This is a genomic window from Streptomyces sp. NPDC054847 (genome assembly GCF_053610925.1).
This window is the reverse complement of record NZ_JBSGZJ010000119.1, coordinates 1-11,816: the sequence shown is the minus strand read 5'-3', so window position 1 is coordinate 11,816 and position 11,816 is coordinate 1. Positions and strand designations below refer to the sequence as shown.

The 11,816-nt window shown below is 67.9% G+C and carries 12 protein-coding genes; all 12 read left to right on the top strand.

Features of this window, described 5'->3' with window-relative positions; all coding sequences use genetic code 11:
- Positions 1-308: 308 nt before the first annotated feature.
- Positions 309-1,574 carry a serine hydroxymethyltransferase gene (locus ACWGH4_RS15005; RefSeq protein WP_453460273.1) on the top strand — a complete coding sequence of 422 codons (1,266 nt, stop codon included), beginning with the start codon at positions 309-311 and terminating at the stop codon, positions 1,572-1,574.
- A gap of 117 nt (positions 1,575-1,691) precedes the next feature.
- On the top strand, positions 1,692-3,035 hold the full coding sequence (locus ACWGH4_RS15000) for an MraY family glycosyltransferase (protein ID WP_453460270.1): 1,344 nt from the start codon (positions 1,692-1,694) through the stop codon (positions 3,033-3,035).
- A gap of 261 nt (positions 3,036-3,296) precedes the next feature.
- Entirely contained in the window at positions 3,297-3,632 is a 336-nt protein-coding gene (locus ACWGH4_RS14995; RefSeq protein WP_453460267.1) for a hypothetical protein, read from the top strand.
- Positions 3,633-4,013: 381 nt separating this feature from the next.
- Positions 4,014-4,451, top strand: coding sequence for a hypothetical protein (locus ACWGH4_RS14990; protein WP_441264209.1), 438 nt, complete (start codon positions 4,014-4,016; stop codon positions 4,449-4,451).
- 225 nt (positions 4,452-4,676) lie between these two features.
- On the top strand, positions 4,677-5,498 hold the full coding sequence (gene atpB, locus ACWGH4_RS14985; protein ID WP_037773738.1) for a F0F1 ATP synthase subunit A: 822 nt from the start codon (positions 4,677-4,679) through the stop codon (positions 5,496-5,498).
- 76 nt (positions 5,499-5,574) lie between these two features.
- Entirely contained in the window at positions 5,575-5,814 is a 240-nt protein-coding gene (locus tag ACWGH4_RS14980) for an ATP synthase subunit c family protein (RefSeq protein ID WP_005311859.1), read from the top strand.
- A 40-nt stretch (positions 5,815-5,854) separates the two neighbouring features.
- Positions 5,855-6,409, top strand: coding sequence for a F0F1 ATP synthase subunit B (locus ACWGH4_RS14975; RefSeq protein ID WP_189471071.1), 555 nt, complete (start codon positions 5,855-5,857; stop codon positions 6,407-6,409).
- Complete coding sequence (locus ACWGH4_RS14970; RefSeq protein ID WP_453460262.1) at positions 6,406-7,221, top strand: F0F1 ATP synthase subunit delta; 816 nt, start codon at positions 6,406-6,408, stop codon at positions 7,219-7,221. Before ACWGH4_RS14975 ends, ACWGH4_RS14970 begins: the two co-directional genes overlap by 4 nt.
- A 133-nt stretch (positions 7,222-7,354) precedes the next feature.
- A complete protein-coding gene (atpA, locus tag ACWGH4_RS14965) occupies positions 7,355-8,947 on the top strand; it encodes a F0F1 ATP synthase subunit alpha (RefSeq protein ID WP_441264211.1) in 1,593 nt (530 codons plus the stop codon).
- A 21-nt stretch (positions 8,948-8,968) separates the two neighbouring features.
- Positions 8,969-9,886: a F0F1 ATP synthase subunit gamma gene (locus ACWGH4_RS14960; RefSeq protein ID WP_441264212.1), complete on the top strand. Its 918-nt coding sequence runs from the start codon at positions 8,969-8,971 to the stop codon at positions 9,884-9,886.
- Positions 9,886-11,328 carry a F0F1 ATP synthase subunit beta gene (gene atpD / locus ACWGH4_RS14955; protein WP_453460259.1) on the top strand — a complete coding sequence of 481 codons (1,443 nt, stop codon included), beginning with the start codon at positions 9,886-9,888 and terminating at the stop codon, positions 11,326-11,328. The genes ACWGH4_RS14960 and atpD overlap by 1 nt, the downstream gene beginning before the upstream one ends.
- Positions 11,329-11,438: 110 nt before the next feature.
- Positions 11,439-11,813, top strand: a complete 375-nt coding sequence (locus tag ACWGH4_RS14950) for a F0F1 ATP synthase subunit epsilon (RefSeq protein WP_005311845.1) — start codon at positions 11,439-11,441, stop codon at positions 11,811-11,813.
- Positions 11,814-11,816 lie beyond the last annotated feature (3 nt).

Below are 11,816 nucleotides of genomic sequence, written 5' to 3'. Positions count from 1 at the left end.
CGCCCTGACCCCGCGGGGGGGGGCCGGGGTGGGCCGGGGGGGGCGGGGGGGGGGGGCGCGTTCCTCACACCTCCGCCCGCGGGGGGGGGGGCGCCCCGGGGGTGCGGGGGCAGAGCCCCTGGAAACACCGCGCGGAGCGCGGTGTTCGGGTCCGGGCGAAGCTCGGTTCCGGGAAGGTGCGGGGTGGGGAACGGCCCCGCGCAGCGGAACAACCCGCCCGTAACCGGGTTGCGCACGCACCGCGCGGCAGCGCCCCGCCGGTTCTACATTGGATGTGCCGCAGCTCCCCCCGAGGCCCCGGAGCCGTCATGTCCGTCACCGATGCAGCCCGCGCAGTGCCTTCCGTGCCGTCGACGTCGTTCGAGGCACTGCGCCGCCAGGATCCCCAGATCGCGGACATCCTCTTCGGGGAGTCGCAGCGGCAGGCGACCACCCTCCAGCTCATCGCCGCGGAGAACTTCACTTCTCCCGCGGTGCTCGCCGCTCTCGGGTCGCCGCTCGCGAACAAGTACGCGGAGGGCTATCCGGGCGCCCGCCACCACGGCGGCTGCGAGCTCGTCGACGCCGCCGAGCGCATCGCGATCGAGCGGGCGACGGCCCTGTTCGGCGCCGACCACGCCAATGTGCAGCCGCACTCCGGCTCCTCCGCGGTCCTCGCGGCGTACGCGGCCCTGCTGCGGCCCGGTGACACGGTGCTCGCCATGGGGCTCCCGTACGGCGGGCACCTCACGCACGGTTCGCCGGCGAACTTCTCCGGCCGGTGGTTCGACTTCGTCGCCTACGGGGTGGACGCGGAGACCGGGCTCATCGACTACCACCAGGTGCGCCATCTGGCCCGGCAGCACCGGCCGAAGGCGATCGTCTGCGGGTCGATCTCCTATCCCCGCCACCCCGACTACGAGGCGTTCCGCGACATCGCGGACGAGGTCGGCGCCTATCTGATCGCGGACGCCGCGCACCCCATCGGTCTGGTCGCCGGCGGCGCGGCGCCGAATCCGGTGCCGTACGCGGACGTGGTGTGCGCCACCACCCACAAGGTCCTGCGCGGTCCGCGCGGCGGGATGATCCTTTGCGGCTCCGAGCTGGCGGAGCGCATCGACCGGGCGGTGTTTCCGTTCACGCAGGGCGGGGCCCAGATGCACACCATCGCCGCGAAGGCCGTCGCCTTCGGGGAGGCGGCGACGCCCGCGTTCACCGCGTACGCGCATCAGGTCGTCGCCAACGCGCGAGAACTGGCCGGGGCGCTCGCGGCGGAGGGCTTCGCCGTGCTGACGGACGGCACGGACACCCACATCGTCGGCGCCGACCCGGCACCTCTCGGCGTCGACGGCAGGGTGGCCCGTGGCCGGCTCGCCGCCGCCGGCATCGTCCTGGACACCTGCGCGCTGCCGTACGGGGACGGCCGGGGCATCCGGCTCGGCACCGCCGCCGTCACGACGCAGGGCATGGGCCGCAAGGAGATGGACCGGATCGCGACCCTGTTCACGGCGGCGCTGCGGGAGCAGGGCGAGCCGCACGACATCCGCGGAAAGGTACAGGGTCTCGTCGCGGGATTCCCGCCGTTCGCGGGGTAGCAGCATTGCTGTGCCGTCGCCGTGCAACCATCACAGAGCCCCGCGTGTCCTCAAGCATGTGGCTACCACAGCTAAGGTGTGGGGCTGAGATGGCCAGCGATTCCTGTGGGGCAGCCCGTGCGTGATTACCTGCTGACGCTATGTGTCACGGCCGCGGTGACGTATCTGCTCACCGGGCCGGTGAGGAAGTTCGCCATCGCCACCGGCGCGATGCCGGAGATCCGCGCCCGTGACGTACACCGCGAACCGACGCCCCGGCTGGGCGGCATCGCGATGTTCTTCGGCCTCTGCGCCGGACTGCTGGTCGCCGACCATCTGGAGAACCTGAACAGCGTCTTCGAGCTGTCGAACGAACCACGCGCGCTGCTCTCCGGCGCCGCCCTGATCTGGATCATCGGCGTCCTGGACGACAAGTTCGAGATCGACGCCCTGATCAAACTGGGCGGCCAGATGATCGCCGCGGGCGTCATGGTCGTACAGGGCCTGACGATCCTGTGGATCCCGGTCCCGGGTGTGGGCACCGTCTCGCTGACGAGCTGGCAGGGGACCCTGCTCACCGTCGCCCTCGTCGTCATCACCATCAACGCGGTGAACTTCGTCGACGGCCTCGACGGTCTCGCGGCCGGCATGGTGTGCATCGCGGCCGCGGCGTTCTTCCTCTACGCGTACCGGATCTGGTTCAGCTACGGCATCGAGGCGGCGTCCCCCGCCACCCTGTTCACCGCGATCCTGATGGGCATGTGCCTGGGCTTCCTGCCCCACAACATGCACCCCGCCAGGATCTTCATGGGTGACTCCGGCTCGATGCTGATCGGACTCGTCCTCGCGGCGGCCGCGATCTCCGTGACCGGCCAGGTGGACATGGACGCCCTGCGGATCTTCGAGGGCGGCACCCGCCAGGCCACGCACGCGGCGCTGCCGGTGTTCATCCCGCTGCTGCTGCCGCTGACCATCATCGCGATCCCGGTCGCGGACCTGCTGCTGGCGATCGTCCGCCGTACCTGGAAGGGCCAGTCGCCGTTCGCGGCGGACCGCGGCCACCTCCACCACCGCCTCCTCGAGGTCGGCCACTCGCACAGCCGGGCCGTGCTGATCATGTACTTCTGGTCGGCGCTGATCGCCTTCGGCGTCGTCGCGTACTCCATCCACTCGAAGTCCATGTGGATCGTGCTGGCGGTGGTGGTGCTGAGCGCGATCGGCCTGGTGCTGTTGCTGCTGCCGCGGTTCACGCCGAGGGCGCCGCGGTGGGCGGAGAGCCTCGTGCCGCCGCGCTACCGCCGCCGTTCGAGGTCCGCGGCGGCCACGGCCGGCGCTCCCGAACAGCACGGCACGGCGGCTCCCGACCACGAGGAGGGTCCGCGGATCCCGGTCGGCGTGGGCGTCAGCGGCGTCAACGGCGCGACAGCCGTGGGAGCACGGGCCCGTTTCCCGGAGCGGAGCAGGGCGGACTCCGCCCGCTGACCGGATCAAGCCGTAACAGAGGTCACAGATCCGGCAATCCGTCGCTTGCGCCCCCGCTGGTGCAAGGGCGAGGAGCGTCAGCTCCCCGGTCTTGACGCTGGGGCCGTTCGGCCGCCAGAGGTTTATGAGACAGCGTGCCTGATTATCGGTGCTCGTCACACCGTGTGACGACGCGAATGATCTAGGTTGATGCCGACCGCAGCGGCGGGCCCTGACCAGGCCGGCCGCGTTCCGTGCTCTGTTCTCAACAGGGGGATTCATATGCGCAAGGCAGCAACGACGGCCCTGGCCGCGGCGACCATCTTCGGGGCGGTGGGCATGCTGGCCCCGGCCGCCGTGGCCGCGCCGCAGGCGGCGGTGCAGGAGACCGCGACGGCCCGCGTCGCGGACTGTGTGAAGGTCGTCCGCTGGTACAACCAGCGCTTCAACCGCATGGTCGAGGTCGAGAACACCTGCAGCCGCAAGGCCTGCTTCAGTGTCACCGTGGCGGCCAGGAGGGACCCCGAGTTCTCGATCGGTTCCAACAAGAAGGCGTCGTTCCGCTACGGCGGTATCGCGTGGACCAAGGGCTCGGGCATCAAGAACATTTCCTGCTGAGCCAGTTCACCCCCTTCCGTGGGCCCCGATGCGCGAGCGTCGGGGCCCACATGCGTGCGCGGGCGGGCCGGATCCTTGTACTCCTATGGAGGCATGTCCGCGGTCATGAGATGACGCCCGAGGGTCAGACCGTTGCATTACCAGACATTCCGTCCGCTTGTCGTGCACACACGGGCGGGTTCACTCTCATGTGTGAGAGTTGGCACACCACTGGGTAAAGACCTCATCAAATAGTTTGTGATACCGTTCACGAGACCCGGAGACAGCGCCGAAGGACCGTAGTGCGACGGTTCGTTGGCCCCCGAGGCCCATCTCGGGACCGGGCCTACGCTCGTCCATGACGACACCACTTTGCCCCCACCAGCAAGCGGAGATGCCGCCATGCCGTCCAACGACGCACGCATCCTTATTCATGCCGCCGTACCCACCGCAGCCGCCGGCGCTGTTGCCGCCGTTGTCAGCGCAGTGGTCGCGGGTGGCAAGGGCGCGCTCGGGGCGATCGTGGCCACGCTGGTGGTGATCCTCTTCATGGGCATCGGGCTGTACGTCCTGCAGCGTGTGGCGAAGTCGTTGCCGCAGCTGTTCCAGGCCATGGGTCTGATGCTCTATACGGCACAGTTGCTGTTGCTGTTCATCTTTGTTGCGATGTTCAAGAACACCACGTTGTTCAACCCCAAGGCCTTCGCCATCACGCTGGTCGCGCTGACCCTCGTCTGGATCGGTGCACAGACCCGTGCACACATGAAGGCCAAGATCCTTTACGTCGAACCCGACTCCTCTGCCGGCAGCAAGCCCGGAAACAAGGGGCCGTCGTCGTGAGGGGTAGGGCCGGTATAAGGGCGCGTTCGGGATCCTGCTATCGTCCGGTGCCAACTGCGGCATCGCGGGCGCGGGCATCTGAGCTGACGCCTGCTTATTCGCGAGGCTTGATGCCCCACTGCCGCCCCACCATTCGAAACACCAGTCCAGTGCCGACCCGCGGTTTCGTGCCGCGCCGACACAACGAGGTTGCCGTACCTATGCGCCACGCTGAAGGAGCCCGCGGTGAGTGCTGACCCGACGCAGGTGCTCGCCTTCGAGACCGACTGCCACATCTTTGACGGTTGTGGCTTTCCGGCACCGGGCCTGCACTCGTTCCTGTTCGAGCCCCTCTGGGGCGACGCGGACAGCAACCTGTACTTCAACAAGACGATGTTGCTCGCCCTGCTCGGTTCGATCATCATCGTCGGCTTCTTCTGGGCTGCATTCCGCAAGCCCCAGGTCGTCCCCGGCAAGCTGCAGATGGTCGCCGAAGCCGGCTACGACTTCATCCGCCGTGGCATTGTCTACGAGACGATCGGCAAGCGTGAGGGCGAGAAGTACGTTCCGCTCGTGGTCTCGCTGTTCTTCTTCGTCTGGGTGATGAACCTCTGGTCGATCATCCCGCTGGCACAGTTCCCGGTGACGTCGATCATCGCGTACCCGATGGTCCTGGCGCTGATCGTCTACATCCTGTGGGTCAGCCTCACGTTCAAGCGCCACGGCTGGGGCGGAGCGTGGAAGAACATCACCGGCTTCGACAAGTCGCTCGGCCCGGTTGCCTACCTGGCCGCGACGATCGAGCTGTTCTCGAACCTCCTGGTCCGCCCGTTCACTCACGCGGTCCGTCTCTTCGCGAACATGTTCGCGGGTCACACGCTGCTGCTGCTCTTCACGATCGCCAGCTGGTACCTGCTGAACGGCATCGGTTTCGCCTACGCCGGCGTCTCGTTCGTGATGGTCGTCGTCATGACGGCTTTCGAGCTCTTCATCCAGGCGGTTCAGGCGTACGTCTTCGTCCTCCTGACCTGCACCTACATCCAGGGCGCGCTCGCCGAGCACCACTGAGCTCCGCTCGCCCCGTATCCCGCAGACTGCCGGTGGCCAACCCCCACCGGTTCTTGAAAGAGAAGGAAGAACTGGCATGTCCCAGACTCTTGCCGCCGTCACCGGTGACCTCAAGGCCCTCGGCTCCATCGGCTACGGCCTCGCGGCCATCGGTCCCGGCGTCGGCGTCGGCATCATCTTCGGAAACGGAACCCAGGCTCTTGCCCGTCAGCCCGAGGCTGCCGGTCTGATCCGCGCCAACCAGATCCTCGGCTTCGCCTTCTGTGAGGCGCTCGCCCTGATCGGCCTGGTCATGCCGTTCGTCTACGGCTCCTGATTCTCGGGCCGTCCAGTAGAAACAGACGAAAGGCACTGATGTGAACCCCCTGGTTCAGCTCGCGCAGGAAGGTGCGGAAAACCCGCTCATCCCGCCGATTCCCGAGCTTGTCATCGGTCTGATCGCCTTTGTCATCGTCTTCGGCTTCCTCGCCAAGAAGCTCCTCCCGAACATCAACAAGGTTCTGGAAGAGCGTCGCGAGGCCATCGAAGGCGGTATTGAGAAGGCCGACGCCGCCAAGACCGAGGCCGAGAGCGTGCTTGAGCAGTACAAGGCGCAGCTCGCCGAGGCCCGTCACGAGGCCGCGCGTCTCCGCCAGGAGGCGACCGAGCAGGGCACCGCGATCATCCAGGAGATGAAGGCGGAAGGCCAGCGGCAGCGTGAGGAGATCATCGCGGCCGGCCACGCCCAGATCGAGGCCGACCGCAAGGCCGCGGCCGCGGCGCTGCGTCAGGACGTGGGCAAGCTCGCCACCGACCTGGCCGGCAAGCTGGTCGGTGAGTCCCTCGAGGACCACGCCCGCCAGAGCCGCACCATCGACCGCTTCCTCGACTCGCTCGAGGACGGCGCTTCGAAGGCCGAGGCCACCCGATGAACGGAGCCAGCCGCGAGGCGCTGGCCGTCGCGCACGAGTCGCTCGACGCGCTGACCGACAACACGTCGGTCGACGCGGCGAAGCTCGCCGGCGAGCTGGCCGCCGTCACCGCGCTGCTCGACCGAGAGGTGTCGCTGCGTCGGGTCCTCACCGACCCGGCGCAGGCCGCCGAGGCCAAGGCCGAGCTGGCCGGACGCATCTTCGCCGGTCAGATCAGCGGCGAGACCGCCGACCTGGTCAAGGGCATGGTCCGGTCCCGCTGGTCGCAGTCCCGCGACCTGGTCGACTCGCTCGAGGAACTGGCGAACACCGCCGACCTCACCGCGGCGCAGAAGACCGGTGTGCTCGACAACGTCGAGGACGAGCTGTTCCGCTTCGGCCGGATCCTTTCGTCCAGCAACGACCTGCGGTCGGCGCTGACCGACCGGTCGGGCACGGCGACCGCCAAGGGCGAGCTGCTCAGCAGCCTGCTCGGCGGCAAGGCCGACCCGATCACCGAGCGTCTGGTCGTCCGTCTCGCCACGCACCCGCGGGGACGTAGCCTGGAGTCGGGACTCGAGTCCCTGTCCAAGCTCGCCGCGGCGCGGCGGGACCGGATGGTCGCCGTCGTCACCTCGGCGGTGCCGCTGACCGAGGCGCAGAAGCAGCGTCTCGGCGCGGGTCTGGCGCGGATGTACGGCCGTGACATGCACCTCAACCTCGAAGTGGACCCCACGGTCCTCGGCGGGATCTCGGTGCGGGTCGGTGACGAGATCATCAACGGCACCATCGCGGAGCGCCTCGAAGAGGCGACCCGTCGCATGGCCGGCTGACGGCGCAGCGCAGAACAGAACAGCAAGACCAGCGGCCCGGTTGGGCCGTGCAGAGATTGCAGAAGATTCCTGGGGGTCGGCCCCCAGACCCCCAAAGAAACTTCGGGCCCAACAAGGAGAGCAGGGAACCCAGATGGCGGAGCTCACGATCCGGCCGGAGGAGATCCGGGACGCGCTGGAGAACTATGTCCAGTCGTACCAGCCGGACGCGGCCTCGCGCGAGGAGGTCGGCACGGTCAGCCTGGCCGGCGACGGTATCGCGAAGGTCGAGGGTCTTCCCTCGGCCATGGCGAACGAGCTGCTGAAGTTCGAGGACGGCACCCTCGGTCTCGCCCTCAACCTCGAGGAGCGCGAGATCGGTGCGATCGTCCTCGGCGAGTTCAACGGTATCGAGGAGGGTCAGCCGGTCACCCGCACCGGTGAGGTCCTCTCGGTCGGTGTCGGCGAGGGCTACCTGGGCCGGGTCGTCGACCCGCTCGGCAACCCGATCGACGGCCTCGGCGAGATCGCGACCGATGGCCGGCGCGCCCTTGAACTGCAGGCCCCGGGCGTCATGGCCCGTAAGTCGGTGCACGAGCCGATGCAGACCGGCTACAAGGCCGTCGACGCGATGGTGCCGATCGGCCGCGGCCAGCGTCAGCTGATCATTGGTGACCGTCAGACCGGCAAGACCGCTCTGGCTGTCGACACGATCATCAACCAGCGTGACAACTGGCGTTCCGGCGACCCGAAGAAGCAGGTCCGCTGCATCTACGTCGCCATCGGCCAGAAGGGCTCGACCATCGCGTCCGTTCGCGGCGCCCTGGAAGAGGCCGGCGCGCTCGAGTACACGACGATCGTCGCCGCCCCGGCGTCCGACCCGGCCGGCTTCAAGTACCTGGCCCCGTACACCGGCTCGGCCATCGGCCAGCACTGGATGTACGACGGCAAGCACGTCCTCATCATCTTCGACGACCTCTCGAAGCAGGCCGACGCCTACCGCGCCGTGTCCCTGCTGCTGCGCCGCCCGCCGGGCCGTGAGGCCTACCCGGGTGACGTCTTCTACCTGCACTCGCGTCTGCTGGAGCGCTGCGCCAAGCTCTCCGACGACATGGGCGCCGGTTCGATGACCGGTCTGCCGATCGTCGAGACCAAGGCGAACGACGTGTCGGCGTTCATCCCGACCAACGTCATCTCCATCACCGACGGCCAGTGCTTCCTGGAGTCCGACCTGTTCAACGCCGGCCAGCGTCCGGCCCTGAACGTCGGTATCTCGGTCTCCCGTGTGGGTGGTTCCGCCCAGCACAAGGCCATGAAGCAGGTCTCCGGCCGTCTGCGTGTGGACCTCGCCCAGTACCGCGAGCTGGAGGCGTTCGCCGCCTTCGGTTCCGACCTGGACGCGGCCTCCAAGGCGCAGATGGAGCGCGGTAAGCGGATGGTCGAGCTGCTGAAGCAGGCTCAGTACCAGCCGATGCCCGTCGAGGAGCAGGTCGTCTCCGTCTGGGCCGGCACCACCGGCAAGATGGACGACGTCCCGGTCGCGGACATCCGTCGCTTCGAGGTCGAGCTGCTGGAGTACCTGCGCCGTGAGCGCAAGGAGCTCCTGACCAGCATCGCCGAGGGCGGCAAGATGTCGGACGACACCCTCCAGTCCGTCGCTGACGCCATCGCCGCGTTCAAGAAGCAGTTCGAGACCTCGGACGGCAAGCTTCTGGGCGAGGACGTTCCGGTCAGCACCGCCAAGTAGACGACGGAAGGGACCTGACTCATGGGAGCCCAGCTCCGGGTCTACAAGCGTCGCATCAAATCCGTCACCGCGACCAAGAAGATCACCAAGGCGATGGAGATGATCGCCGCCTCGCGCATCGTCAAGGCGCAGCGCCAGGTGGCCGCCTCCACGCCGTACGCGACCGAGCTCACCCGCGCGGTGACCGCGGTGGCGACGGGGTCGACGACGAACCACGCCCTGACCACCGAGGTGGACAACCCGACCCGGGCCGCGATCCTGCTCATCACGAGCGACCGCGGTCTGGCCGGCGGCTACTCCGCCAACGCCCTCAAGGCGGCGGAGCAGCTCACCGAGCGGCTCCGCGGCGAGGGCAAGGAGGTCGACGCGTACATCGTCGGCCGCAAGGGTGTGGCGTACTACGGCTTCCGTGAGCGCAAGGTCACGGAGTCGTGGACGGGCTTCACCGACAACCCGACGTACGCGGACGCCAAGATGGTCGCGGCCCCGCTGATCGCGGCGATCGAGAAGGACACGGCCGAGGGTGGTGTGGACGAGCTCCACATCGTCTTCACCGAGTTCATCTCGATGCTGACGCAGACGCCGGTTCAGAAGCGGCTGCTGCCTCTCAGCCTCGAGAAGGCGAAGGAGGAGACGGCGACGAAGGGCGAGATCCTTCCGCTGTTCGACTTCGAGCCGTCGGCCGAGGACGTCCTCGACGCCCTGCTGCCGCGCTACGTCGAGAGCCGGATCTACAACGCGCTGCTCCAGGCGGCTGCCTCCAAGCACGCCGCCACCCGCCGCGCGATGAAGTCGGCGACCGACAACGCCGGGGAGCTCATCAAGAGCCTCTCCCGGCTTGCCAACGCGGCCCGCCAGGCCGAAATCACCCAGGAAATCAGCGAGATCGTCGGTGGAGCCAGCGCCCTGGCCGACGCGACCGCGGGGAGTGACAAGTAATGACGACGACAGTTGAGACGGCCGCTGCCACGGGCCGCGTCGCCCGGGTCATCGGCCCGGTCGTCGACGTGGAGTTCCCCGTCGACGCGATGCCGGAGATCTACAACGCGCTGACCGTTCAGGTCGCCGACCCGGCTCTGGAGGGCGCGCTCAAGACGCTGACCCTCGAGGTCGCCCAGCACCTGGGTGACGGCCTGGTCCGCGCGATCTCGATGCAGCCCACCGACGGTCTGGTCCGCCAGGCCGCGGTGACCGACACGGGCAACGGCATCACCGTTCCCGTCGGTGACTTCACCAAGGGCAAGGTGTTCAACACGCTCGGTGAGGTGCTGAACGTCCCCGAGGAGAACGCCAACATCGGTGAGCGGTGGCCCATCCACCGCAAGGCTCCGAACTTCGACCAGCTCGAGTCGAAGACCGAGATGTTCGAGACCGGCGTCAAGGTCATCGACCTTCTCACCCCGTACGTCAAGGGTGGAAAGATCGGTCTGTTCGGTGGTGCCGGCGTCGGCAAGACCGTTCTGATCCAGGAAATGATCTACCGCGTCGCCAACAACCACGACGGTGTGTCGGTGTTCGCGGGCGTCGGTGAGCGTACCCGTGAGGGCAACGACCTCATCGAGGAGATGTCCGAGTCCGGCGTCATCGACAAGACCGCGCTGGTCTTCGGTCAGATGGACGAGCCCCCGGGCACCCGTCTCCGTGTCGCCCTGGCCGGTCTGACCATGGCGGAGTACTTCCGCGATGTGCAGAAGCAGGACGTGCTCTTCTTCATCGACAACATCTTCCGGTACACCCAGGCCGGCTCCGAGGTGTCCACCCTGCTCGGCCGTATGCCGTCCGCGGTGGGTTACCAGCCGAACCTGGCCGACGAGATGGGTCTGCTGCAGGAGCGCATCACCTCGACGCGTGGTCACTCGATCACGTCGATGCAGGCGATCTACGTCCCCGCGGACGACCTGACCGACCCGGCCCCGGCCACCACCTTCGCCCACCTCGACGCGACGACGGTTCTCTCCCGTCCGATCTCCGAGAAGGGCATCTACCCGGCCGTGGACCCGCTGGACTCCACGTCCCGCATCCTGGACCCGCGCTACATCACGCAGGAGCACTACGACGCCGCCACGCGCGTCAAGGGGATCCTGCAGAAGTACAAGGACCTCCAGGACATCATCGCGATTCTCGGTATCGACGAGCTGGGCGAGGAGGACAAGCTGGTTGTCCACCGTGCCCGTCGCGTGGAGCGCTTCCTGTCCCAGAACACCCACGTCGCCAAGCAGTTCACCGGCGTGGACGGCTCGGACGTGCCGCTCGACGAGTCGATCGCCGCGTTCAACGCGATCTGCGACGGTGAGTACGACCACTTCCCCGAGCAGGCGTTCTTCATGTGCGGTGGCATCGAGGACCTCAAGGCCAACGCCAAGGAGCTCGGCGTCTCCTGAGTCGCATGACTCGCTGAAGGGGGCGGGCACGTCCCGCCCCCTTCTTCACGCCCCTTAGAATTGACCCAACACCCGGCATGACCGCCGGGTGGTGACCCGAGGAGCCAACCTTGGCTGCTGAGCTGCACGTCGAGCTGGTCGCCGCCGACCGTAGTGTCTGGTCCGGCGAGGCCACCCTGGTCGTCGCGCGCACCACGTCCGGCGACATCGGCGTCATGCCCGGTCACCAGCCGCTGCTGGGTGTGCTGGAATCGGGCCCGGTGACCATTCGCACGAGCGAGGGTGGGACCGTCGTCGCCGCGGTGCACGGTGGTTTCATCTCGTTCGCGGACAACAAGCTGTCGCTGCTGGCGGAGATCGCCGAGCTGGCGGACGAGATCGACGTCCAGCGTGCCGAGCGTGCGCTGGAGCGCGCCAAGTCGGACACGGACGCCGCCGCCGAGCGGCGCGCCGACGTCCGTCTGCGTGCGGTGGCGGTGCGCTAGTCG